Origin of the sequence: Anaerostipes sp. 992a, from assembly GCF_001940245.1 — a bacterium.
Taxonomy (GTDB): Bacteria; Bacillota; Clostridia; order Lachnospirales; family Lachnospiraceae; genus Fimousia.
Genome location: NZ_MJIG01000004.1, coordinates 757,082 through 781,228, shown reverse-complemented (window position 1 = coordinate 781,228; position 24,147 = coordinate 757,082). Strand labels below are relative to the sequence as shown.

General features: G+C 45.4%; 25 protein-coding genes and 4 pseudogenes. 22 read left to right on the top strand and 7 right to left on the bottom strand.

Going from position 1 to position 24,147, the window contains the following annotated elements:
• Nucleotides 1–70: 70 nt before the first annotated feature.
• The 9 genes and pseudogenes from mltG to BHF69_RS08115 form a co-directional block, all read left to right on the top strand.
• Nucleotides 71–1,063, top strand: coding sequence for an endolytic transglycosylase MltG (gene mltG / locus BHF69_RS08155; RefSeq protein ID WP_075670501.1), 993 nt, complete (start codon nucleotides 71–73; stop codon nucleotides 1,061–1,063).
• A 250-nt stretch (nucleotides 1,064–1,313) separates the two neighbouring features.
• Nucleotides 1,314–4,832 carry a pyruvate:ferredoxin (flavodoxin) oxidoreductase gene (gene nifJ, locus BHF69_RS08150; protein WP_075670499.1) on the top strand — a complete coding sequence of 1,173 codons (3,519 nt, stop codon included), beginning with the start codon at nucleotides 1,314–1,316 and terminating at the stop codon, nucleotides 4,830–4,832.
• A gap of 124 nt (nucleotides 4,833–4,956) precedes the next feature.
• The gene (gene rpe, locus BHF69_RS08145) at nucleotides 4,957–5,613 is read left to right on the top strand and encodes a ribulose-phosphate 3-epimerase (protein WP_075670497.1); all 657 of its coding nucleotides are present in this window, start codon (nucleotides 4,957–4,959) and stop codon (nucleotides 5,611–5,613) included.
• 18 nt (nucleotides 5,614–5,631) lie between these two features.
• Nucleotides 5,632–6,450 (top strand): Mrp/NBP35 family ATP-binding protein, encoded by an 819-nt coding sequence (locus BHF69_RS08140; protein WP_075670495.1) that lies wholly within the window; start codon nucleotides 5,632–5,634, stop codon nucleotides 6,448–6,450.
• Nucleotides 6,451–7,023: 573 nt separating this feature from the next.
• Nucleotides 7,024–7,386 (top strand): hypothetical protein, encoded by a 363-nt coding sequence (locus BHF69_RS08135; protein ID WP_002584990.1) that lies wholly within the window; start codon nucleotides 7,024–7,026, stop codon nucleotides 7,384–7,386.
• Between the two features lie 210 nt (nucleotides 7,387–7,596).
• On the top strand, nucleotides 7,597–8,517 hold the full coding sequence (locus BHF69_RS08130; RefSeq protein WP_002584989.1) for a DUF6017 domain-containing protein: 921 nt from the start codon (nucleotides 7,597–7,599) through the stop codon (nucleotides 8,515–8,517).
• 14 nt (nucleotides 8,518–8,531) lie between these two features.
• On the top strand, nucleotides 8,532–8,756 hold the full coding sequence (locus BHF69_RS08125; protein WP_002584988.1) for a DUF5348 domain-containing protein: 225 nt from the start codon (nucleotides 8,532–8,534) through the stop codon (nucleotides 8,754–8,756).
• A gap of 71 nt (nucleotides 8,757–8,827) precedes the next feature.
• Nucleotides 8,828–8,938: pseudogene (locus BHF69_RS08120) on the top strand (PcfB family protein); the annotation flags it as partial.
• Nucleotides 8,939–8,961: 23 nt separating this feature from the next.
• Nucleotides 8,962–9,876: pseudogene (locus tag BHF69_RS08115) on the top strand (VirD4-like conjugal transfer protein, CD1115 family); the annotation flags it as partial.
• A gap of 669 nt (nucleotides 9,877–10,545) precedes the next feature.
• Here the strand turns inward: BHF69_RS08115 and rlmN are convergent.
• Together rlmN and BHF69_RS08100 are read right to left on the bottom strand one after the other, a co-directional pair.
• Nucleotides 10,546–11,529, bottom strand: coding sequence for a 23S rRNA (adenine(2503)-C(2))-methyltransferase RlmN (gene rlmN, locus BHF69_RS08105; RefSeq protein WP_075670489.1), 984 nt, complete (start codon nucleotides 11,527–11,529; stop codon nucleotides 10,546–10,548).
• A 16-nt stretch (nucleotides 11,530–11,545) separates the two neighbouring features.
• On the bottom strand, nucleotides 11,546–11,731 hold the full coding sequence (locus tag BHF69_RS08100; protein ID WP_003431289.1) for a cysteine-rich KTR domain-containing protein: 186 nt from the start codon (nucleotides 11,729–11,731) through the stop codon (nucleotides 11,546–11,548).
• A gap of 398 nt (nucleotides 11,732–12,129) precedes the next feature.
• On the opposite strand from BHF69_RS08100, the gene BHF69_RS08095 reads away from it, so the two are divergent.
• The 3 genes from BHF69_RS08095 to BHF69_RS08085 all read left to right on the top strand — a co-directional run bounded on the left by BHF69_RS08095 (nucleotide 12,130) and on the right by BHF69_RS08085 (nucleotide 14,312).
• Nucleotides 12,130–12,486 carry a helix-turn-helix transcriptional regulator gene (locus BHF69_RS08095; RefSeq protein WP_002584957.1) on the top strand — a complete coding sequence of 119 codons (357 nt, stop codon included), beginning with the start codon at nucleotides 12,130–12,132 and terminating at the stop codon, nucleotides 12,484–12,486.
• Nucleotides 12,487–12,687: 201 nt separating this feature from the next.
• A complete protein-coding gene (locus BHF69_RS08090) occupies nucleotides 12,688–13,017 on the top strand; it encodes a plasmid mobilization protein (protein WP_002584958.1) in 330 nt (109 codons plus the stop codon).
• Nucleotides 12,978–14,312 carry a relaxase/mobilization nuclease domain-containing protein gene (locus BHF69_RS08085; RefSeq protein ID WP_055143071.1) on the top strand — a complete coding sequence of 445 codons (1,335 nt, stop codon included), beginning with the start codon at nucleotides 12,978–12,980 and terminating at the stop codon, nucleotides 14,310–14,312. The genes BHF69_RS08090 and BHF69_RS08085 overlap by 40 nt, the downstream gene beginning before the upstream one ends.
• Nucleotides 14,313–14,513: 201 nt before the next feature.
• Here BHF69_RS08085 and BHF69_RS08080 read toward each other — a convergent pair whose 3' ends face one another.
• The 4 genes and pseudogenes from BHF69_RS08080 to BHF69_RS08065 form a co-directional block, all read right to left on the bottom strand.
• The gene (locus BHF69_RS08080; RefSeq protein WP_002584960.1) at nucleotides 14,514–14,723 is read right to left on the bottom strand and encodes a transposon-transfer assisting family protein; all 210 of its coding nucleotides are present in this window, start codon (nucleotides 14,721–14,723) and stop codon (nucleotides 14,514–14,516) included.
• Between the two features lie 4 nt (nucleotides 14,724–14,727).
• A pseudogene (locus BHF69_RS08075) lies at nucleotides 14,728–16,497 on the bottom strand (YodL domain-containing protein); the annotation flags it as partial.
• 71 nt (nucleotides 16,498–16,568) lie between these two features.
• Entirely contained in the window at nucleotides 16,569–17,513 is a 945-nt protein-coding gene (locus BHF69_RS14440; protein WP_055143522.1) for a DUF6017 domain-containing protein, read from the bottom strand.
• 128 nt (nucleotides 17,514–17,641) lie between these two features.
• Complete coding sequence (locus BHF69_RS08065; RefSeq protein ID WP_002604486.1) at nucleotides 17,642–17,860, bottom strand: hypothetical protein; 219 nt, start codon at nucleotides 17,858–17,860, stop codon at nucleotides 17,642–17,644.
• Between the two features lie 119 nt (nucleotides 17,861–17,979).
• Here BHF69_RS08065 and BHF69_RS08060 point away from each other — a divergent pair, with 119 nt between their 5' ends.
• The 6 genes and pseudogenes from BHF69_RS08060 (at nucleotide 17,980) to BHF69_RS08040 (ending at nucleotide 21,034) form a co-directional block, all read left to right on the top strand.
• Nucleotides 17,980–19,473 (top strand): recombinase family protein, encoded by a 1,494-nt coding sequence (locus BHF69_RS08060; protein WP_442855856.1) that lies wholly within the window; start codon nucleotides 17,980–17,982, stop codon nucleotides 19,471–19,473.
• Between the two features lie 21 nt (nucleotides 19,474–19,494).
• Nucleotides 19,495–19,593: pseudogene (locus BHF69_RS14840) on the top strand (Maff2 family mobile element protein); the annotation flags it as partial.
• 141 nt (nucleotides 19,594–19,734) lie between these two features.
• The gene (locus tag BHF69_RS08055; protein WP_002592698.1) at nucleotides 19,735–20,007 is read left to right on the top strand and encodes a helix-turn-helix domain-containing protein; all 273 of its coding nucleotides are present in this window, start codon (nucleotides 19,735–19,737) and stop codon (nucleotides 20,005–20,007) included.
• The gene (locus BHF69_RS08050) at nucleotides 19,967–20,344 is read left to right on the top strand and encodes a TnpV protein (protein ID WP_002592697.1); all 378 of its coding nucleotides are present in this window, start codon (nucleotides 19,967–19,969) and stop codon (nucleotides 20,342–20,344) included. Before BHF69_RS08055 ends, BHF69_RS08050 begins: the two co-directional genes overlap by 41 nt.
• Before the next feature lie 166 nt (nucleotides 20,345–20,510).
• Nucleotides 20,511–20,825 (top strand): DUF6442 family protein, encoded by a 315-nt coding sequence (locus BHF69_RS08045; protein WP_002592696.1) that lies wholly within the window; start codon nucleotides 20,511–20,513, stop codon nucleotides 20,823–20,825.
• Nucleotides 20,825–21,034 carry a helix-turn-helix transcriptional regulator gene (locus BHF69_RS08040; protein WP_002592695.1) on the top strand — a complete coding sequence of 70 codons (210 nt, stop codon included), beginning with the start codon at nucleotides 20,825–20,827 and terminating at the stop codon, nucleotides 21,032–21,034. The genes BHF69_RS08045 and BHF69_RS08040 overlap by 1 nt, the downstream gene beginning before the upstream one ends.
• Before the next feature lie 96 nt (nucleotides 21,035–21,130).
• Here BHF69_RS08040 and BHF69_RS08035 read toward each other — a convergent pair whose 3' ends face one another.
• Nucleotides 21,131–21,943, bottom strand: a complete 813-nt coding sequence (locus BHF69_RS08035; protein WP_002592694.1) for a helix-turn-helix domain-containing protein — start codon at nucleotides 21,941–21,943, stop codon at nucleotides 21,131–21,133.
• A 531-nt stretch (nucleotides 21,944–22,474) separates the two neighbouring features.
• On the opposite strand from BHF69_RS08035, the gene BHF69_RS08030 reads away from it, so the two are divergent.
• From BHF69_RS08030 to BHF69_RS08015, 4 genes are read left to right on the top strand one after another with little or no spacing between them, the layout of a single operon-like run.
• Complete coding sequence (locus tag BHF69_RS08030; protein WP_038292110.1) at nucleotides 22,475–22,666, top strand: hypothetical protein; 192 nt, start codon at nucleotides 22,475–22,477, stop codon at nucleotides 22,664–22,666.
• Complete coding sequence (locus BHF69_RS08025) at nucleotides 22,656–22,994, top strand: MarR family transcriptional regulator (RefSeq protein ID WP_016307545.1); 339 nt, start codon at nucleotides 22,656–22,658, stop codon at nucleotides 22,992–22,994. Before BHF69_RS08030 ends, BHF69_RS08025 begins: the two co-directional genes overlap by 11 nt.
• The gene (locus BHF69_RS08020; RefSeq protein ID WP_002592692.1) at nucleotides 22,987–23,280 is read left to right on the top strand and encodes a DUF3847 domain-containing protein; all 294 of its coding nucleotides are present in this window, start codon (nucleotides 22,987–22,989) and stop codon (nucleotides 23,278–23,280) included. The genes BHF69_RS08025 and BHF69_RS08020 overlap by 8 nt, the downstream gene beginning before the upstream one ends.
• The gene (locus BHF69_RS08015; RefSeq protein ID WP_002592691.1) at nucleotides 23,277–23,792 is read left to right on the top strand and encodes a DUF5720 family protein; all 516 of its coding nucleotides are present in this window, start codon (nucleotides 23,277–23,279) and stop codon (nucleotides 23,790–23,792) included. Before BHF69_RS08020 ends, BHF69_RS08015 begins: the two co-directional genes overlap by 4 nt.
• Nucleotides 23,793–24,147 lie beyond the last annotated feature (355 nt).

Sequence of the window (24,147 nt, the reverse complement as noted above, 5' to 3'; positions counted from 1 at the left end):
TAGAGCACGATGCATATTGCATCCGGCTACATGAAAGCGGACTTTAAATGGATAAAGGAAGGAGCAATTTATGAAAAGGAAGAAAAAGACAGGAATATGGATCATCATACTTCTTCTTGCTGTTGGAGTAGCAGTTGTATTCGGGGGAACGACCAAAACCAAAAAGAATGCGGAGGTTATCATTGAGGAAGGGAGCGGTTCCAGAGAAATTGCAAAGCGCTTAAAAGAAGAAGGTGTGATTGAATCCCAACTGGCATTTCTGGTAAGGCTTAAGTTTTCTGAATATTCTGGAAAACTACAGTATGGAACCTATGAAGTGAAAAACGGAATGAGCATGAATCAGTTGTTTAAGATGCTTGCAACCGAAGGTGCTAAGGAGAATACGATAAATCTTACTGTTCCGGAAGGATATACGGCAGAGATGATCGGGGCCAGATTGGAAGAAAAGGGAGTCTGTACTAAAAAAGCATTTTTAGAAGCAGCTTCCACGAAGGAAGGATATGATTTTGAATGGCTTTCTGATATCGAAGAAAAGGAAGGGAAAAAATATATTCTTCAGGGATATTTATATCCAGATACGTATAATATCTATAAGACGGCATCTCCAAAGGAGATCATCACACTGATGTTAGAGAATTTTGAAAAGCACTACAAAGAGATTGAGACAGACCAGTCCATGGATCGCATCGTTATACTGGCATCTGTCATAGAAAGGGAAACGAGCGTTCCTTCTGAACGGGTAACGATAGCAGGAGTGATAGAAAATCGAATCAAGAAGGATATGCGGCTTCAGATCGATCCGACGGCACTGTATCCTCTGACGGATGGAATGTATGATAAAAAAAAGGTAACTTATGATGATCTGAAGATTGATTCTCCATACAATACGTATCGGAACAAGGGTCTGCCGGTAGGGCCAATCTGTAATCCATCGGTGGATTGCATGAAGGCAGCAGCCAATCCAGAGAAGCATGAATATCTGTATTATCATACAAAATCAGCAGATAGTAAGGAGCATGAGTTTTTTAAGACTTATAAAGAACATATAAATTCTCAGAAATAATCAGGATAAAATCGTTATTTGCTTAACAATTATACATTTACGTACAAAAAAAAATACTAAAAAAATAACATAAGCTACTTTCCAATATGTTAAAAATGTTGTAAAATATATTATATCTAATATAAGAGGTACAGCCTGTGCATCCATACAGGCTGTGTGGATAACTCTATGTCCAATTTGGACAGGAGATAATCGTGTGAAAAGAATAACATATTTCACACAAAAACTTTTTTAGGAGGGACAAATCAAAATGGCAAGAAAAATGAAAACTATGGATGGTAATACTGCAGCCGCTCACGTGTCTTATGCGTTTACAGAATGTGCAGCTATTTTCCCAATCACACCATCCTCTCCAATGGCTGAATCAACAGACCAGTGGGCAACACAGGGAAGAAAAAACATCTTTGGACATCCAGTAAAATTAGTAGAGATGGAATCTGAAGGTGGAGCAGCTGGTGCTGTTCATGGAGCATTATCTTCAGGTGCTTTAACAACTACTTATACAGCATCTCAAGGTTTACTTCTTATGATTCCTAACATGTACAAGATTGCTGGTGAATTATTACCATGTGTTATCGATGTTTCTGCTCGTGCATTAGCATCTCACGCATTAAATATCTTCGGTGATCACTCTGACGTTTACGCTTGTCGTCAGACAGGTTTTGCTATGTTATGTAGCTCTAACGTACAGGAAGTAATGGATTTAGGAGCTGTTGCTCATTTATCTACAATCAAAGGAAGCGTTCCTGTAATGCATTTCTTCGATGGTTTCAGAACTTCTCATGAATATCAGAAGATTGAAGCTTGGGATTATGAAGATCTTGCAGATATGGTTGATTACGACAAAGTAAAAGAATTCAAGAAAAAATGCTTAAACCCAGAACGTCCAGAATTAAGAGGTTCTGCTCAGAACCCTGACATCTTCTTCCAGGCTCGTGAAGCATGTAATACATATTACAATGCATTCCCAGCAGTTGTTGAAGAATATATGGATAAAGTTAATGCTAAGATCGGTACAAATTATAAATTATTCAACTACTATGGTGCAGAAGACGCTGAAAGCGTAATCATCGCTATGGGTTCTGTATGTGATACAATCGAAGAAACAATCGATTACTTAGTTGCTCAGGGCAAAAAAGTTGGTGTTGTTAAAGTTCGTTTATACAGACCATTCGTAGCTGAAAAATTAGTAGAAGCTATTCCAGATACTGTTAAAGTAATCAACGTACTTGACAGATCTAAAGAACCTGGTTCTCTTGGTGAACCTTTATACTTAGACGTAGTTGCTGCATTAAAGGGAACAAAATTCGATGCTGTTCCAATCAATGGCGGACGTTATGGTTTAGGTTCTAAAGATACTACACCAGCTGATATCATTGCTACATTTGAAAATACAGAAAAGAAAGAATTTACATTATCTATCGTTGATGATGTTACAAATCTTTCTCTTGAAAGAGGAGAAACTCCTGTTACAGCTCCAGAAAGCATCGTAGCTTGTAAGTTCTGGGGACTTGGAGCAGATGGTACTGTTGGTGCTAACAAGAACTCTGTTAAGATCATCGGTGACCATACAGATAAATATGCTCAGGCATACTTTGACTATGACTCTAAGAAATCTGGTGGGGTTACAATGTCTCACTTACGTTTCGGTGATGACCCTATCAAATCTACATACTTAATCAATAAAGCTGATTTCGTTGCATGTCACTGTGCACCATATGTAACAAAATACAACATGGTTCAGGACTTAAAGGATGGCGGAACATTCTTATTAAACTGCAGCTGGTCTCCAGAAGAAATCGGCGATCATTTACCAGGACAGGTAAAAGCTTACTTAGCTAAGCACAACATTAAGTTCTACATTATCGATGGTATCAAGATCGGTAAAGAAATCGGTTTAGGAAACCGTATTAATACAGTACTTCAGTCTGCATTCTTCAAATTATCTGGAATTATCCCAGAAGAAGATGCTATCCAGTACATGAAAGACGCTGCAACAAAATCTTATAGCAAGAAGGGTGATCACATCGTTAAGATGAACCATGATGCTATTGATGCAGGTGCAAAGGCTATCGTTGAAGTACCAGTTCCAGCTGAATGGGCTGATTGCGAAGCTGAACCATTATTCCAGCCAGTAACAGGCGATAGAGCTGACTTAGTAGATTACGTTAACAACATTCAGAACTATGTTAACTCTCAGACAGGTAACACATTACCAGTTTCCAGCTTATTACCATATGCTGATGGACATATGCCTCAGGGATCTGCTGCATATGAAAAACGTGGTGTTGCAGTAGACGTTCCAATGTGGAACCCAGACAACTGTATCCAGTGTAACTTCTGTTCTTATGTATGTCCTCATGCATGTATCAGACCAATTGCTATGACTGATGAAGAAGTAGCAGCTGCTCCAGAAGGAACAAAGACATTACCAATGACAGGAATGCCTCAGTACAAATTCGCTATGACAACTACAGTTCTTGACTGTACAGGATGTGGATCTTGTGTAAACGTATGTCCTGGTAAGAAGGGTGAAAAAGCTCTTACAATGGCATCTCTGGAATCTCAGATGGGAGAACAGGAAGTATACACATACGGTCAGTCCTTACCAATCAAAGAAGATATCTTTGATAAATTCAAAGAAACTTCTGTTAAAGGTTCTCAGTTCAAACAGCCATTACTTGAATTCTCAGGCGCATGTGCTGGTTGTGGTGAAACACCTTATGCTAAATTGATCACTCAGTTATTCGGTGAAAGAATGTACGTTGCTAACGCAACAGGATGTACATCTATCTGGGCAGGTTCTTCTCCAGCTACACCATATACAGTTAACAAGAAAGGACAGGGTCCTGCTTGGTGTAACTCCTTATTCGAAGACAATGCTGAATTTGGTTTAGGTATGTTCTTAGGACAGAATACAATCAGAGAACAGTTAAAAGAAAAAGTAGTTGCTTTAGGTGAAGCTACAGATAACGCTGATGTAAAAGCTGCTATCGCTGAATACTTAGATACATATACAATCGGTGCTAAGAATGGCGCTGCTACAGAAAAATTAGTAGCTGCTCTTGAAGCATGCGGATGTGACGCCGGAAAAGAAATCTTAGAACAGAAAGAATTCTTATCTAAGAAATCTCAGTGGATCTTCGGTGGTGACGGATGGGCATACGACATCGGTTACGGCGGATTAGATCACGTATTAGCTTCTGGTGAAGACGTTAACGTATTCGTATTCGATACAGAAGTTTACTCTAACACAGGTGGACAGGCTTCTAAGGCTACTAATACTGGTGCAATCGCTCAGTTCGCAGCAGCTGGTAAAGAAGTTAAGAAGAAAGACCTTGCAGCAATCGCTATGAGCTACGGATATATCTACGTTGCTCAGGTATCTATGGGTGCTGACTACAATCAGACAGTAAAAGCTATTGCAGAAGCAGAAGCTTACCCAGGACCATCATTAGTAATCGGTTACGCTCCATGTATCAACCATGGTATCAAGGGCGGTATGAAGATTGCTCAGTCTGAAGAAAAGAAAGCAGTTACATCTGGTTACTGGCATTTATTCAGATACAATCCAGAAGCTCCAGAAGGAACAAATCCATTCACATTGGATTCTAAAGCTCCTACAACAGACTACAACGACTTCATTATGGGAGAAGTTCGTTACAACGCTCTTGCTCGTCAGAACCCTGAAAGAGCAAAAGAACTGTTCGAAAAGGCAGAAGCTACAGCAAAAGCTAAATACGAAGCATTAGTAGAAAAAGCAAAATAATTTAGAATTTTGTTTTCATAAAATGTAAGTAATAAGAAAAAGCCAGATTCAAGGCATTTGAGTCTGGCTTTTTTGCTTGTATTTGGTATAATAGAAATATCAAGCAAAAAGGAGAAAAGAAGTTATGGAATATATTTTATCACCATCAATTTTATCAGCAGATTTTAATAAACTGGGCGAGGATGTTAAGCATGTAGAACAGTCAGGCGCACAGTGGCTGCATATCGATGTTATGGATGGAAGCTTTGTACCAAATATTTCTTTTGGTTTCCCGGTTATAAAGGCACTTCGAAAGATCACAGGCATGTTCTTTGATGTACATCTGATGATCGTGGATCCGGGAAAATACATCGATGAGTTTGTAGCAGCTGGTGCTGATATGATCACGGTCCATGCAGAAGCATGTACACATCTGGATCGTGTAATTCAGCAGATCAAAAGCCATGGAGTGAAGGCAGGTGTTGCTCTTAACCCTGGTACGCCACTTTCACAGTTAGATTATGTATTAGAAGAAGTAGATATGGTATTGATCATGACGGTAAATCCAGGATATGGCGGACAATCTTATATCCCATATTGTGATCGGAAGATCAAAGAGTTGAGAGAGTTGATCGACGCAAAAGGCTTGAACGTTGATATTCAGGTTGATGGTGGAATCAAAGCAGATAATGTTGCCCATGTAAAAGAATGTGGTGCCAATGTATTCGTAGCTGGCTCAGCAGTATTTGATGGTAACATTGAAGATAATGCAGCAGCATTATTAAAAAATATGTCAGAATAAAAGTTGGAGGAAATCAAAATGAGTTCATGTTCACATGATTGTAGCTCATGCGGTGAGAATTGTTCAGAAAGAGATAATCATTTTCATCTGCATGAAAGAAGCAGTGTAAAAAAAGTAATCGGAGTTGTCAGTGGAAAAGGTGGCGTTGGAAAGTCCATGACTACTTCTTTAATGGCATGCGGAATGAATCGTGCAGGCTATAAGGTGGGTGTGTTGGATGCAGATATTACTGGTCCGTCTATTCCAAAGGGATTTGGACTTCATGAACAGTTATTTGGAACTGCAGACGGATTGATCGTTCCAGCAGCAACACCTCGTGGAATTGAAGTTGTATCCATTAACTTATTATTAGACAATGAGACAACCCCAGTATTATGGAGAGGACCTGTATTAGGTAATGTAATCAAACAGTTCTGGAGTGAGACTTTATGGCAGAATATTGACTATATGTTTGTTGATATGCCTCCGGGAACCGGTGATGTACCATTAACGGTATTCCAGTCATTGCCACTGGATGGCATTATTATTGTTGCATCTCCACAGGAATTAGTTGGAATGATTGTGGAAAAAGCAGTGAATATGGCGAAGATGATGAATGTGCCAATTCTTGGATTGGTAGAGAATATGAGTTATCTGACTTGTCCGGACTGTGGCAAGCAGATCAAGGTATTCGGAGAAAGCCATATCGAGGAAATCGGTGCTCAATATCAGTTGCCAGTGCTGGCAAAACTTCCGATCGACCCGGCACTTGCCAGTGCATGTGATGAGGGAAGAATCGAAGAATTGGATCAGATTTATGTGGATGGAATTGTAGATTTATTAAAATCACAGGAATAGAAAAAAAGCCATGCAAAATGTAGTTTTGTATGGCTTTTTTGTTCTACTTAGGTAGCCTAAATGCGGGTTTTCTGGAATACAGATGCAAGCGATGAGAACGGAATCATTTCAGCCGGCAATCAGGTTTCCAGAGCTTAACAATCCCTAACATGCTTTGCGTTTTTGCCACTCGCCACAGCCGCTTCGCTTTTAGCGCTCTCGTGGTAGGGACCAGACGAAAATCTTATATGCCGCCCATCTGCAAATGGTTCTTAAGCAAGCTTCTCCCCATTTGCTCTGATGGACGGCAGAAAGCGTTGCTTTCTGCAAAGATTTTCTGACTGAGAGCAAACCATGTAAGTGATTGTAAAAAGCTCTTCCAAATATTGCCTTGCTGAAATACTTCCGTTCTTTTTTATTGATTTGATAGACGGAAATCTTCTTATAAGCCCGCGCAAGTGTTTATAAAACCTTGTGAAAATGGCTTAAAATCAAGGTTTTCTGCATATCGTCATTTATCTTGCCATATCTCCGTATAAGATGATTTTGTAAGACCGGGCACCATTTTGGCACCACAAATTATAGGAGGACGACATGAAAAACGTACTTTTAGACAAGGGTATTATACTCCCGTCCGGCGAAATCAGCAAGGATAAGGTAAACCTTGTAACCGGAGCAATCACGCAGCCATTCGCAGAAATGGTATGGGTAACGACAGGCGGCGACATGGAAACCGTAAACCGCTTGACCGACGTACTTGTTACCATGAACACCCCCGCCGACCGGGGGAAGCTGTTCAAAATCATAAAAATGCTCTATGGGCTTATGGGCTTGCCCTTTTCCGAGGAAGCCGAGCCTATGGACGCAGACCCCGCCGTTTTGGAATACTTCATTTTTTCCTTTACGGCAGACTTTGGCGAAGTCATACAAGACCTCATAGCCGAAGAAGCAGAATAACGCACCGCACAGGCGGCGTTTCTCACTTCCCACAAGGAAGAACAGGAACGCCGCTTTTTTCATGCCCTTTGTTACGCAGTAGGCATGGAAAAGCCCTTGATTTACGCGGCTTTGCGGACGCGGTTTTCAGCGGATAAGGGATTGATACCTAAACCCTCAAAATCGCGTTTCTATTGCGTAACAGGTATGCAGCAAAGGAGTGATGAAGCTATGGCAGTTTTCAGAGTGGAGCGCAACAAGGGCTATACGGTTATGAGCAACCACCACCTACGGAACAAAGAGCTATCCCTAAAGGCAAAGGGGCTGCTATCGCAAATGCTGTCCTTGCCGGAGGATTGGGACTATACCCTTGCGGGGCTGTCCTTTATCAACCGGGAGAAAATCGACGCTATCCGGGAAGCCGTTAAGGAACTGGAACGCGCCGGGTATATCGTGCGTTCAAGGGAACGCGACGAGAAAGGACGCTTGCGCGGCGCAGATTATGTGATTTTTGAGCAGCCGCAGACCCCGCCTGTATCGGATTTACCTACATTGGAAAATCCAACATTGGATAATCCAACGTTGGAAAAACCTACGCAGAAAAAACCTACGTTGGAAAATCCAACGCAATTAAATAAAGATATACAAAAGACTAACTTACCCAAAAAAGAAAAATCAAATATAGATTTATCAAGTACCGATTCCATTCCTATCCATTCCCTAAATCCCTTGCCTTACGACGGGGAAGCGGCAGAGCCGCCGGAACGGAAACGAAAGGAAGCGACAGACGCATACAGCGTTTATGAGGAAATCATCAAGGACAATATCGAGTACGACCATTTTGTACGCTACGGGCAGGTAGACAAAGACCGTCTGGACGAAATTGTTTCGATTATCCTTGAAACGGTATGCAGCAAGAGAAAGACAATCCGTATCGCCGGGGACGATTACCCGGCAGAGCTTGTCAAGGCAAAGTTTATGAAGCTCAACAGCAGTCACATTGAATTTGTCTTTGACTGCATGAAAGAGAATACCACCAAAATCCGCAACATCAAACAGTACCTTAAAGCGGTGCTGTTCAATGCGCCGAATACCATTGACAGCTACTATACCGCCCTTGTCGCTCACGACATGGCGACAGGCAAAATCTAAAGGAGGATTACCACATGGCACAGAAAACAGGAGCTTTGATTTTTGACGAACAGACCGACCGCTACGACATTCGCTTTGACATTGCCGACTATTACGGCGGCTTGCATTGCGGAGAGTGTTTCGACGTATTCACAGGCGGCAAATGGAAGCCGACCCGCATTGAAATGAGCGCGGCGCAGGAATGGTACCTTGTGGGTATCCGCGCCGAGGATTTGAACGGCTTGCGCGTCCGTATCTAAAGCTTATGGGCGGCTACCGCAGCGGCGTACCACCCTAACACTATCAGACTACCGCGAAAGGAGGACGGTAAATGCAAGATGAAATCAACGAAAAGACCATAGCCCTTTACATCAAGACCGGGAAGCTGACCGCGCAGACACTTCAAAAGGCTATGAAAACGCTGCTTGCACAGATGAAGAAGGTGTCAACTTTATTTATACAACATCACCGGTAGACCTCATGTTTGAACGTCTGGAAGAAAAAGACCCGGAACATTTTGCGGTCAAGCAGTACAAGAAGTACAAACTTGCGGCAGGCAAAACGGCAAAGTCAATCCTTATTTCCTGCGGCGCAAGGTTAGCCCCCTTTGACATACGGGAACTGCGCGAACTCATGGAAACCGACGAAATGGAGCTTGACACTTTGGGAGATAGAAAAACGGCATTGTTCGTTATCATCTCCGACACCGACGACACTTTCAATTTTGTTGTTTCCATTCTCTACACGCAGCTTTTCAACTTGTTATGCGACAAAGCCGACGATGTTTACGGCGGGCGGCTGCCTGTTCATGTGCGCTGCCTGTTAGATGAATTTGCGAATATCGGTCAAATCCCGAAGTTTGAAAAGCTCATAGCGACCATACGAAGCCGCGAAATATCGGCTTCTATTATTTTGCAATCACAGTCGCAGCTAAAGGCAATCTACAAGGACAACGCCGATACCATAGTCGGCAACTGCGACACGACCCTTTTCTTGGGCGGCAAGGAAAAAACGACGCTCAAAGAAATATCGGAAATCTTAGGCAAAGAAACGATTGACAGCTTCAACACTTCCGAAACCAGAGGGCGGGAGCTTTCGCATGGGCTGAACTATCAGAAGTTAGGCAAAGAGCTTATGACGCAGGACGAAATCGCGGTCATGGACGGCGGGAAATGTATCTTGCAGCTTAGAGGTGTGCGCCCGTTCTTCTCTGATAAGTACGACATCACGAAGCACCCGAAATACAAGTACCTGTCCGACGCAGACCCGAAAAACGCCTTTGACATGGAAAAGCATATCAAACGCCGCCCCGCTATCGTAAAGCCGGACGAAGTATTTGACTACTACGAAATCGACGTACAGGAGGACGCAGCACCGTAAAGGGAGGTGGTAATCTATCCGAACTGTAAACACGGGCTATATGGTACGCGCCCCTACTTGGAGCGTGGCAGGAAGCCGCAGCGTATCAACCCTTACAAAAATGACAACTGAATACCGCCGCGCCGCAGCAGTTTAAGCAGCGCGAGGACGCAGCCGCCGAACACAGGCGGCTTTTTTCAGTTTGCGCGCCATGGGCGCGCTCTAATGGGTGCAAGTCCCGAACATGCCCAGGTAGTGGGAAATGTATAGCCGAACAGCAAGGGTGTCCACCGTGAGGTGGAATCTGAAGGAAGCTGTAAGCAAATCTCTGGTCCGACGGACAGAAATCGCATATAAGGCTAGGCTACGAGAGATAAGTTGGCTGAAAACAACGAAGTCTAATAACTACCACATTTGTAGTAGCAGAGTAAATGCGGCGGATATATGGAGAGAAAGAGCGCACACCTTAAGCGTGGAGGTCTCACAGAGGTTTCATTTGCCTAGTAACAACGAACTGTGAGAAGTCAGCAGAGCCCATAGTAGCGAAGAAGTCTCGGTAATGGTGATGGAGCAAAGGGGCGAACAATCAATAAGTTTGAGTATGTCTCGTATTGCAGAGATGGCAACATCTGCCGTAACCAATCGGGTAATGCGTTATCGGCTCTGCGTCTATGCGTCTGGCACTTTTAATCATTTTTTTTTGAATTTATTATATGTGTTAGCTAACTGTCCACAAGCCGCGTTAATCTTTCTGCCATGAGAAACTCTCATAGTAACTTCAAGTCCTGCTTGCTCTAATTGATGTTTGAATGCAACTATTTCCCGTTTCTGTGGTGCTTTAATTCTTGAATTGCTTGTTGGGTTGTATTGTAACACGTTAATCATAACTTTTTTGCCCCGAAACCATTTTGCAAGTTGTCTTACATCTGAGGGCCGGTCATTTATACCCGGTAAAAGCAAATACGCAAAGACAATTTTGCGATTATGCCTTTCAGAATAGGATAAGGCTTGCTTAACAACATCTTCAATAGCATATATGCGCATGTGAGGAATAATACGATTTCTTGCAGATTGTGTTGCTGCGTGTAAAGATATTGTCAACTGAATTTTAAGATGTTCCTCGCGCAATTTTTTTAATTGATCGACCGGACCAACTGTTGATATGGTAATGCCGTCGGTTGGAAAGTTGAGCCCATATCTATCTCGGAGAATATGGATTGCTTTTATCAAGTTGTCATAATTGAATAAAGGCTCTCCCATACCCATAAAAACGATACGGTTTACTTTTCGACGCAACAATATAATCTGTTGTACGATTTCTGACGATGTTAGATTACGAACAAAGCCATTTCGCCCGGACTCACAAAAAATACAACCAACAGGACAACCGACTCGTGTGCTCACGCAAACAGTTCCACCATCTCGCCGCTTGATAAAAACCGTTTCAATGTATTTGTTGTCTTTCAGTTCGTAAACATACTTTTCAGTATCACTGCTTTTGCAAATATTTTTTACCAACATTGATAGATTTTTTTTGCGTGGTAATTGCTTATATAATTCTTCATATAAGGCTTTTGCTTCATTCTCGCCAATAACTTCCGACATTTCTTTGTAAGTAAATCCGTATGGATCATTCCGTACTTCCGCAGGCGTATATTTAGGTAAACGTTTCATTTTTATATCCTTTCTTCTAAATAATAAAAGTTTGTTTTTCTGTATTTTTGATTACAATCTCTAATTTTTCTACATCAATGATATGCGTCAATTTGCATTTAGGGCAGAAAAGAGGAAAATCTTTTAATACAGTATTATGAAATACTTGAACTCTTGTCTTTCCGTTACAAATCGGACATTTTATCCAATATTTTTTAAGCATTATATTTCACTCGTCCTTTTTACACAAAAAAATCCAGGTCAATCCTCAACATGAGCATTGACTTGCATTTATAATGCACAGAGCAGTACAACAAAACTAAGGCATAGCTTGCACTATGTCTATACTATATCTATACGTCGTTAGTTTTTTGTATAGCATCCGCAAAATAAGCATGACAAAAAAGCCCATGTTGAAAATGGGAAAATCCTTTTTTTCAATGCTTATCTAATACGCATGCTATGCAACATAAACGCCGCCTCCTTTTACATAAATTTTATTTTATCAGAAAATCAGTCTACTGTCAATACACAACAGGAAGTATTTAACCTAATGATATGAATTGTGTGGACATATCCAAAAAGAAAGGTGAACTGTAAAATGTAACAGGGTGAATGAAAATGGCAAAAAGACCCGTACCATTGTACGACTTTAAGGCTTTCGGGGCAGCTATAAAAGCCGCGAGAAATGAATACGGCGAGAGCCGCAAAAAGGTAAGCGACGAGTTATATATTTCCCCGCGCTACCTTGCGAATATCGAGAACAAGGGACAACAGCCGAGTTTACAGGTATTCTATGACCTTGTAACCCGGTATCATATTTCGGTAGATCAATTTTTCTTCCCGAACAGCAATGCGGAGAAATCCACCGGGCGGCGGCAGCTTGACGCGCTGCTGGACGGTATGAGCGATAAAGGCATACGGATTGTAACCGCAACAGCAAGGGAGATAACGGAAGTCGAAAAAGCAGAGGATTAACCTCACAATATGAGAAATCGGGAGATTGCAGCGCATGGCGGCTGCAATCTTTTTTTGCGTCCAAAATCAAAGGAACGCGCAACAAATACCGCCTTTCGGTGGGGGTATGGAGTAGATAGCAAGCACAGCAAACGAGTACCCGTTTGCGGAAAATGCTTGTTGGGATAATCCCAAACCCTTATACCGAAAGGCGGTGCGGAAATGGAAAACCGAAAGAGAAATATACAGATGAAGTTTTACGTTACGGAAGAAGAAAAGCGGCTGATCGACGAGAAGATGAAGCAGCTTCCCATAAAGCAGTATGGGGCATACTTCCGTAAAATGGCGATAGACGGGTATATTCTTGTCGTTGACCGAAGCGACACAAAAGCATATATCCGGGAACTGCAAGCGGTGAGCCGGAACATCAACCAAATTGCAAAACGCGCCAATGCGACGGGGACGGTTTACAGGCAGGATATAGAGGACATTAAAAAGGCGGTGGACGAGATATGGCGGTTACAAAGACGCACCCTATTAAATCAACCTTAAAGGCTGCGATAGACTATATCTTAAATCCCGAAAAGACAGACGGGAAGCTGCTTGCGTCCTCTTTCGGCTGCGGGCTGGAAACCGCCGATATTGAGTTTGCATGGACGCGGGAAGCTGCCGGAGATCGCGGCACACATTTAGGGCGGCACTTGATACAATCCTTTGCGGTGGGAGAAACCACACCGGAAGAAGCGCACAAAATCGGCATGGAACTTGCCGGGGCGGTATTAGGCGGCAAGTATGAGTTTGTTTTGACAACTCACGTCGATAAAGACCATCTGCATAATCACTTGATTTTTAACTCGGTCAGCTTCGTTGACTACAAAAAGTACCATTCCAACAAACAAAGCTATTACCATATCCGGCGCACCAGCGACAGGATATGTAAAGAGCATGGGCTATCCGTCGTCGTGCCGGGACAGGACAGAGGGAAAAGCTATGCGGAATATACCGCCGAAAAGCAAGGTACAAGCTATAAAGCCAAGCTGAAAACGGCGATAGATAACCTCATTCCCCGAGTGAAAGATTTTGACGAACTGCTGCGCCGCTTGCAGGAAATGGGATATGAAATCAAACAGGGCAAATACATTTCTTTCCGCGCCGCCGGACAGGAACGGTTTACCCGCACAAAGACGCTCGGCGCGGCCTATACGGAAGAAGCGATAAAGGAGCGTATCAAGGGCGTGTATGTTGCCAAAACAAAAACGCTGCGGGAAGATAAAAAAATCCGGCTTGTCGTTGATCTTGAAAACAGTATCAAAGCCCAACAGTCGGCGGGCTATGAACGGTGGGCGAAAATCCATAATCTGAAACAGGCTGCTAAAAGCATGAACTTCCTAACCGAAAATAAGATTGAGTATTACAGCGAACTTGAAAGCAAAATCGCGGATATTATGACCGCCCATGACGCGGCGGCAAAGGCGGTTAAGGAAGTGGAACAGCGTATGTCTGATTTGTCGCTGCTTATCAAGCACACCACCACATACCGACAGTTAAAACCGATTTACGATGAATACCGAAAATCGCCGGACAAGGAAAAGTATCTGCGGGGACATGAAAGCGAAATTATCCTGTTTGAAGCTGCGGCAAGGGCATTAAAGGAAATGCAGATAAAGAAGCTGCCCGATCTCGCCGCGCTGCGCAAGGAGTATAGAAGCTTAAACGACAGGAAAACCAAATTGTATGAAGATTATCGGCAAGCCAAGAAGCAAATGCAGGAATACGGCGTTGTCAAAAAGAACGTCGATAGTATTCTTTACCCGTCCCAAAGCAGGGCGCGGGAGCAGGAGCGATAAGGCGCAAAACATGGGGTGGCAAGTGGAATGTTAAGGGCTGAAAACGCCTGTGTTTCTGCGGCTTCCAGCGCATGAAAACGACATAGACGATAAAGTATATTCAAACCCGCAAAAACGGCTTTCTAATTGTCCACGCAAGGACAAAAAAAGAACAGGGGCGCGGTGCCGGAAATCGGCAACCGCGCCCCTGTTCTCTATGGGCTATTCCTCGTCGGTCAAGATAAACTCCCTTTCGGAAAACTCGCTGTCCGTCATGGCTTGCAGCTTGTTCACCGCTGCGGCGGCAAGCTGGCGCATATCCTCGTCCATGTAGGGCATGGCGGCAAGGATATTTTCAAGCGTTGTTTCCCGGCTGTCCTCGGCGTAGATCGCAACAATGTTTTCTTCCTCAATGGTAAAGCGGGTATTCATGCTATCAAACCTCCAAATCCTTTTTATGCTCTTTCTGTTTATCTTTCGGCTGCTGCGCCGCCTGTTTCTTGTATTCGTCCAGCTTCTTCAAAATGGACGGTTTTTTCTGCGGCTGTTCCCGTTTCTCGGCTTTTACCGCTTTTGCAAGGTCGGTAACGGAAATCGCTTCCCCCGCCTTTGCCCGCTGCTCAAAATCCGCGACGGTGGGCGTTTGCGGCGTATTATTGATAAGCCCGTCAAAATTGTTGTCGTTCTGCTCTATGGTGTCCTCGACGTGCTTTAAGGGATTATCCCGCTGCGGCTGCTCGGCGGCTATGGCATAAGCCTGTGTGCCATTTCCCATAATGAGATACTTCCCGTCCTCCGACGCATGATGAAAACCAAAGCCCGCCGCTTCGATCTGTTCACGGCTCATATCGGTAATATGAAAATTGCCCCTCGGCGTTCTAACGGTTTCACCCGTCAAAAGGCTGTCGGGGGTCGCTTCCGGCTGCTGCTTTTCAAGCTGCCCGTCCTTGTAGGAATATCCTTGCGCCGCGATTGCTTCAAGGGTCTTGCCCGTAACGTCGCCATAAATCCGCTTGTCTGCGTCAACCAGCATTTGCAAAGTGTCTTGTACGGTGTCGGACAAGGCTTGCTGCTGTTCGGGCGGCAGCTTGTCAAATACGGGGGTCTGCTGCTCCTGCAAAAACTCCGGCACTTGCTGAAAACCGATACTGTCTACATAGTGGGCGGTGTCCTCGTCGTTCTGATGAAGCACAACAATGTCGGAAACGGAAAGGCTATGCCCCTTAAAGTCGGCGGGGTGGTCGATATTAAACCTTTCCCAAATGTCGCCCAGCGTCATATCCTTTGTAAGCGGTGCAGTATAGACGAGTTCATAATTTACCCGGTCAATGGTAAGTCCAGCCGCTTGCAGACGGTCATAAGGCTCAAAGCGCAAGTCCCTTGTTTCGTCCCCGCGCTTTAACTGATAAATGGAAAAGGTATCGCCCTGCTCCTGCTCGGCTTGCCGCTGCTGCTGCAACTCGGTAAAATGCCCCTCAATCTCGGTAATGAGTTCCTTTGCGGTGGTCTGTATTGTTTCAAGGGACGCTTTTAACTCGGTCATTTCCTTGCCGCTGCTCCAACCAGCCACATAGCCGAAAGAGTAATCGGAAGTATCAAGGCCGAAATGCTGGCAAACCGTATAAGCGACGCTTTCCGCTTCTACCTCGCAGGTATGGCGGTCAACGCGGTTTTGCTGCTCCGGCGGGGCGTTTAAGTCTACGTCGTGCAGCTTCGCATGGGCGATTTCGTGAATGGCGGTCTTTACCGCCTGTAATTCACTCACGCCCTCTTTGATTGCAATACGCTTGTCGGTCAAACTGAAATACCCATTTGCGCCGTTTGTGATCTGCTCAAATGCAATCGGGACGGGGGACGCTTTTTCAAGGGCGGCGAAAAAATCCTCGTACTGCTCCACATCGGCAAGCAGCGGTTTAACGGAAAGGTCGGGAAACTCCTTGCCCTCGGTCTGCGAAATATCAAAGACGGTTATAACCTTAAAGGCGGGGACGGTGATTTCCTTTTCTTCCTTTACCACTTTTCCCTCGCGGTCAAGCATGGGCTTTCTCGTTTCGGGGTCGATTTTATCAACCAGCTTTTTCACCTTGTAGGGCGCGGGGGCAAAGATTTTAATGCCTTTCTCGCCTTTCTTTACATGGCGGTCAAACTCCTTTTCCCATTGACGGAAGCCCATTACCAAATTGCCGCCCTGCATAGCAATTAGGATAGGGCAATCGTTTTTTGGGTTACTTCCTCCTGCAAGGTATCAACTCCTTTCCCGGTAAACTGCGGCTATGCTCATTTGCTGCCGTAAAAGTCGTGATTGACAAGGGCGGTATAGTAGCTGTCAATGGTACTCGGTGCGTTGAACAGCACCGCTTTTAGATACTGCTTGATGTTGCGGATTTTGGTTGTGTTCTCCCTCATGCAGTCCAAAACAAACTCAACGTGGCTGCTATTCAGCTTCATAAACTTTGATTTGACAAGTTCGGCGGGGTAGTCGTCCCCGGCGATACGGATTGTCTTTCGGGCTGTGCAGACGGTTTCCAGCATGATTTCTACAATCTCGTCCAAACGGTCTTTATCCATTTTGGGGTCTTGAATGAGAATGTCATAGTCGATGTTGTCTTTGATGATTTCCCGATAAATCTCTATTGCGCTGTTTGTTTTCGCTTCCGTTCTTTTCCTTTCCGGCGGCGTAGCCGCTTCGTCCTGCTCATAAGGCAAGGGATTTAGGGAATGGAAAGGAATGGAATGGGTACTTGATAAATCAGTAATTGATTGTTCTTTACTTGATATATCTTTATTTAATTGCGTTGGATTTTCCAACGTAGGTTTTTCCAACGTAGGTTTTTCCAACGTTGGATTATCCAATGTTGGATTTTCCAATGTAGGTAAATCCGATGTAGGCGGCTGTTCGCTGCTGGTAGCTGCTTCCGGCTCTTTGGGCTGCGGCTGCTCGTATATGACATAATCCGCACCGCGCAAACGTCCTTTCTCGTCGCGTTCCCGGCTGCGGACGATATATCCGGCTTTTTCAAGTTCTTTGACCGCTTCGCGGATTGCGTCGATCTTCTCCCGGTTGATATGGGATAAGCCCGCAAGGGTATAATCCCAATCTTCGGGCAGCGAAAGCATTTGCGACAACAAGCCCTTTGCCTTTAAGGACAATTCCTTGTTTCGCAAGTGGTGGTTGCTCATAACGGTATATCCCGTATTTCGCTCCACTCTGAAAACTGCCATATTTCCTCACTTCCTCTCTTGGTATGCGTGGACAATTAGAAAGCCGTTTTCGGCTGTTTTGGTATTGCAATATGCCCTTTGCCGTTTTCGCGTCTGCAAAGCCGCATGGCACAAGGGCTTTTGCCCGTCTATTTGTCCATGCTGGCGTGCGTTTTCCGCGTCCTTTTGCCGGGGCAATAGGGACACTCTTTGAAAACGCAAAACTCATATTTCCACCCGGGGCGGTAGAAACGGCAAGTGCCGCAATCTTCATCATCTCCGGCACAACCGGATTGATAGCGGTCAAATCCCGGCTTCTGCTGCATGAGCAATTCAAACGCCCGCTGCTTGCCCTTTGTGAAATACATTCCGGCTGCACCTCCTTTCCTGCGGGCATAAAAAAACGGCGTTACTTTCTCCCCCAAAGGGGTTAAGGTAACGCCGTTTGTGTGCGTATTCAGTTTTTAACACATTCCCTGTCTATCCGCTGTCCGCAAAACCATTGATTTTATTAGCTTTTTGCCGCTATCGCTATCACACCTCATTATTCCAAAGGCCGGGCTTTCAGTCTATGCTTGCAGATATTGAAGCCGGGAAAGTGGGAACCGTTATCGTCAAGGATATGTCAAGGTTAGGGCGAAACTACCTGCAAGTGGGGTTTTACACGGAAATGCTGTTCCCTCAAAAGGGCGTGCGGTTTATCGCTGTCAACGATAATGTGGACAGCGCAAACGGCGGCATGGACAACGATTTTACCCCGCTGCGAAATCTGTTCAACGAATGGCTGGTGAGAGATACGAGCAAGAAAATCAAGGCAGTTAAAAGGTCAAAAGGCATGAGCGGCAAGCCTGTTACCAGCAAGCCGGTTTACGGCTATGTGATGGACGAGGACGAAAACTTCATCATAGACGAGGAAGCCGCCCCGGTGGTACAGCAGATTTACCAGCTTTGCCTTGCCGGGAACGGCCCGACCAAGATTGCCCGTATGCTGACGGAGCAGCAAATCCCCACGCCGGGGACGCTGGAATACCGTAGGACGGGCAGCACCCGCCGTTATCACCCCGGCTATGAGTGCAAGTGGGCAACCAACACCGTAGTGCATATCCTTGAAAACCGGGAGTACACCGGCTGTCTGGTGAACTTCAAGACGGAAAAGCCCTCTTACAAGGTCAAGCACAGTGTAGAGAACCCCATCGAGAAGCAGGTCATTTTTGAGAACCACCATGAGCCGCTGATCGACACAGAAACATGGGAGCGTGTGCAGGAGTTACGCAAGCAGCGCAAACGCCCGAACCGCTACGATGAAGTGGGGCTGTTCTCCGGTATGCTATTCTGCGCCGACTGCGGCCATGTGTTATACCAGCAGCGGTATCAGAATCAAGACCGCAAGCAAGACTGCTACATCTGCGGCAGCTACAAGAAACGCACCCGCGACTGTACGGCGCACTTTATCCGCACCGACCTACTGACCGCCGGTGTCCTCGCCAATCTCCGGCAAGTGACCGAATACGCCGCCAAGCATGAGAGCCGCTTTGTGAAGCTACTTGTCCAGCAGAACGAGATCGGCGGCAAGAGAAAGACCGCCGCAGCCACCAAGCAGCTTGAACTGGCGCAGGAGCGCATTGCCGAAGTGAGCCGCATTATCAAGCGGCTGTATGAGGACAATGTAAACGGCAAAATCAGCGACGAACGTTTCATGGAACTGTCGGCAGACTACGAAGCCGAGCAAGCGGAACTAAAAAAGAGAGCCGCCGCCCTGCAAGCCGAACTGGACAAGTCACAGGCAGCCACCGACAACGCCGAGAAATTCATGGGCATTGTACGCAAGCACCTTGCCTTTGAAGAACTGACCCCCACCCTCTTGCGGGAAATGGTGGAGAAAATCGTGGTGCATGAGTGCAGCTACGACGAGAACGGCACCCGCAGGCAGGACATTGAGATTTATTACAGCTTTGTCGGCAAGATTGACTTACCTGAATAACCGCCCGACCTATCCGACACAATGGCCAAGTGCCGGATAGGAACGGCAAAATTTTTTACACTTCTATTGCTTCTTTATCGCACACAAGCAAAATCCCAGGGCATGAAGCAGGTCATGGCTAATTAGAGGTAATCAAAAGAGGAAAGGAAAAGCACAATCCAGACGGAACCGGCGATATCGTCAAGAAATATTTGTGAGTTAGCAAGAATCCTGATATAATGGGTGTAAACGCCCATCCGGGGCAGAAAGGCAGGGAGAAAAATGCACATCAGTTACAAACCGCTCTGGCACACACTGATAGAGCGCAACATGAGGAAAGAGGATTTAAGGCTTGCCGCTGGCCTGACCACAAATATGATAGCCAACATGGGAAAAGAAGGGAAACATATCAGCATGGACACACTTGCCCGTATTTGCGAAACGCTGGATTGTGGCATTATGGACGTGATTGAGCTGGCCAGTGACGAGCCTTCCACCACAGGAGGGAACGACAATGGAAAAACTGAAAGAAAGAATCACAGAGAACGGCATTGACTATATTCTGGTAGGCGACTACTACATTCCGGACTTGAAGCTGCCGGAGGAGAACCGCCCCATCGGACGCTATGGGCGGCTGCACCGGGAATATCTCAAACAGGAACACCCGGCACGGTACAGTTCCCTTATCCTGACCGGGAAATTGTGGACATACCTTGCTGACCTGAACGAGCAGGCGGAGGAACGGCTGGACTTAATCATCAAACAGATGAAAGCCGCCGAGGGAGTGACCGAGGAACTGAAAGCCCGGAATCAGCTTGAATGGGTTGGCCGGATGAACAATATTCGCAACCGTGCGGAGGAAATCATAAAGAACGAACTAATTTATATTTGACATAGGTGTAGAGTGACCAGCTGGATGAATAGGTGGTCACTCTGGCTTTTCAATTCTTTTTACAATTATTGCAAAGAAAACTTTGCAATAATTGTTGACAAGTATACTTGGTAATGATATATTTATAATGCCAACAATACTTGGCAATAAAAAGGAGGATATATCAATGGACAAAAATGAAATTTTATCAAAAAGTAGAAAAGAAAATGTTTATGGAGATGAACGTGAAAAAGAGGTGCGTGTAAAAAGAGATGCTTTTTCACAATGGGGTCTTATTGTTCTAGGCATAATTATAATGGTCATTAAACTATTGCGAACGGAATCACCGGCAGATATAATATCTATTTTATTCTGTACATCAGGGTTAGGTTTCACATATGAAGGAATAAAATTAAGAAAGAAATATACTGTAGCTTGTGGCATTGCTTTATTGTTGGCATCGATTTATTTCTTTTATAAATTCTGTGCGGGGCTATTTTAATGAATGATAACTTAATTTTAAAAAATAATTTAAAGAAAATAAGGGCTGAACAGAAACTTTCTCAATCAGCATTAGCTGAAATGGTAGGAGTATCACGAAACACAATCAGTTCTATTGAAACAGGACAATTTAATCCGACCGCTAAATTGGCACTAATTTTGTGCATTGCTTTAGATAAGAAGTTCGAAGATTTATTTTATTTTGACTAATAAACAGTTAGTCTGTTGGATAGCCACCTAATTAAAATGGAATATGATTTACAAAACAAGCCGTTGCAGGAACAGTAATTCCAACAACGGCTGTTTTCATTTCCTCTTACGCCGGAAATTCAGCGGGCTGTTCTTGATTGCCGGTGATTTTGCAAGCACTTTTTTCAAGACCTTCTGCTCGTCATCCGTCAGTTTGTCATAGTCGATACCGAGCATACTTAAAATGACCTTCCACATTTTTGCCAGATAATCGCCGGGGCTTGACAAGGCTCTCTGGATTTCCAGAGCCATTTTTTTCGCGGCCGAGGAATCCGGTGTGCTGTCAGTGTCATGCTCATGGGCATTGCGGATGTCACGGAGGATGGAATCCCAAGTTTTGTGTGTGATGTGGCAGAAAAAATCTTCTTCCCCGATCTGTCCTGCCCGTAGTGTTTCCGAATATAAATCCCCTTCCGCATGGCGGTGTTGATTGATAAGGGCAAGCCGTTGTTCTTCCAAGGACTCGTTTATGTCACGGAAACGGGCGGTTGCGTGGCCGTCTATGTAAATCTCCGTGTCGGTCATAAGCCGGACAAACTTATCATTGGTAGCAATCTCACAGAGAAGCCGGTTGTTGATGTTTCCGCTTTTCAATAATTCCACCATATCATCACTCAAATGTAGTTCCGCTAATGATACATTGGAGAGTTTTCTATTTTCTGTCCGACAGAGAAGGTAATCAACAGACACCCCATAAAAATCTGCCAGTGTCACAAGGTTGCCGTGGCTGATTTCCTTGTAATCATTTGCTTCATAGCTGCCCAGTGCAGATTTTGAAATGCCGGTCAGTTCTTCAAGTTTTTCCAGATTTATGTCTTTTTCCTTGCGTAAATCTTTTAGACGTTCCTGTATAGTAAGTCGTGATTTCATAAGCGCAACACTCCTTCCTTGCGGCCAGCCTGCCGCAATAAAGCCATTATACCACATCCATTCCGCAATCGTGGAAATTTTCGGATTTCAGGCGTGATTCCTACTTTGTGGATATACGGCACAGGGTACAAAAATGTCCTATGATATAGGCAGTTCATCGATGGATTATTCCAATCGAATGACCGGCCTGTATGGGATATGCTCCCCGGCGATGTAACGCAACGACTTCCGGCAGGGAAACGGAGGAACCCTGACCGGAACGAGCGTACCAAGCGGAGCGAAACGCCGCCAAAGACGGGGGCAGGAACGACAGCAGAGGGAACCGGCAAAAATGAACACCGAAACGATACCGAAACACAACAATTTCACGGGGCATAGTCTGCCCTGTCCGTAATACCAAGGGAGATTTTGGGGCGGCTCTACGGCTGTATTTCCCCTGAAAATCGCCCCGAAATGCTACACAAAAAACCACTACCCGCCCATTCCGGCTGTTACCGCTGAATCGGGCGGTTTTTCTATGAAGGAGGCACTATGCCGAGAATGTCAAAAAAGCGGAAGAAAGAGCTTGCTTTCTTCCTGAACGACCGGGGGCGCAGAAGCTACAATGGACTCTGCCGGAAATGCCAGCATGAGTGTAAGCAGAGTTTCCGGGCTGTTATTATCGACTGCCCCCGTTACCAATCCAAACGAGCCAAAAGGAGGACACCACCTAATGAATTGTGAATTTATGATAGCCAGCACGCCCCTGCCGCCCTGTATGCCGCTCCCAAAGGCAATGCTCCGGCTTCCGGTCAGCAACACGGCAAAGGTCATGTACGCCCGCCTGCTGGATGAAATCCTGACAAGGGGAACTGAGGACAGCAACGGGATTCTGTTTATCCGCTTCCCCGTCATGGAGATAGCGGCGGCACTCTCCCGAAGCCCCCAGACCTGCAAGCGTTCCCTGAACGAGCTGGAACAGGCCGGGATGATTATGCGTGTCCGTCAGGGAATCGGGGAGGTCAGCCACATCTATATCCTGCTCCCCAAGGAGGACACCGCCCATGAATGAGAAACTGGAAAAACTGAATCAGGAGATTGAAAAGACCGAAGCAAGGCTGCGGCGGGCGCAGCATAAGGAGAAAATGCTGGAACACCAGATAAAGACCCTGAACCGGAAGGAACGGACGCACCGGCTCTGCACCAGAGGGGCAATGCTGGAAAGCCATCTCCCCCACCCGGAATCCGTGACAGACGAACAGGTAAACACCATCTTGAAGGTACTGTTCCACCGGGGCGACACGAAGCGTCTTGTGGCACAGGTTCTTACCGAAAACCGGAAGGAGGACGCAGAATGAAATTTTCAAAAAGCGAGCTGGACATTATCTATCAGTATGCCGCACCGACCAAGGCGGAAACCCTTGCGGGCATGAAAGAAATCGTGCCGATGATAAAGGACTTACTGACAAAGGCAATCGTGGAGAACGCCATCCGAAAACTGGAAAAGATACCGGAGCCGGAGTGCAGCCAGTTTGTCGCCGCCACAAAAGCCCGGTTCCTTGCGGAGCGTGACAATTCCATCCGCCAGCGGCTTGCGGCGGCAAAGGCACAGGAGCCGATTTTGCAGGGGCATGACCTGTCAGGGATAGAACGGTTCCACCCAGAAACCCGGCACATGATTACGCTGGAAGTACAGAAGCAATGCTTTGTCGGTTTTAAGGGGGAGCGGTTCCGTTTCTTCCTCTCCGATGAAGGCTACCGGAACGCAAAGCGCAGCGAACAGGAGGGGGAAATCAAGATAAAGAGCCATGCCGCCGTTGTTGCCGGGAAGCTCTATCCTGACAAAAAGCCCAGACAGCAGGAACGGTAAAAACAGCAGAAAAACGGAAAGCCGGAAAATCCCCCTCTGGAAGAGGGCGCAATTATACACCACTTCGGGAAGTGGTGCATTGCGCCCTGCCGGAGGCGTCCTGCGGACAGCAGATGATTTCCGTAGATTTTCAATCTGCTCCAATCATCACAGGGGAAGTTACCCTTCCCCTGCGCTGGCTTACGCCAGCTACCCCTTTGTGGACTTGCCGCCCGGAATTATCTTGCGTTGCAAGTTGTTTCCATCTGACAAGTTTGCTGAAATTCGGCTATACTTTTTTTATGAGATAGCGTATAATGGAGCCGGTGACAAATCGGAGTTTGGAGGTGAGAATATGACAGCGCATATGAGATTA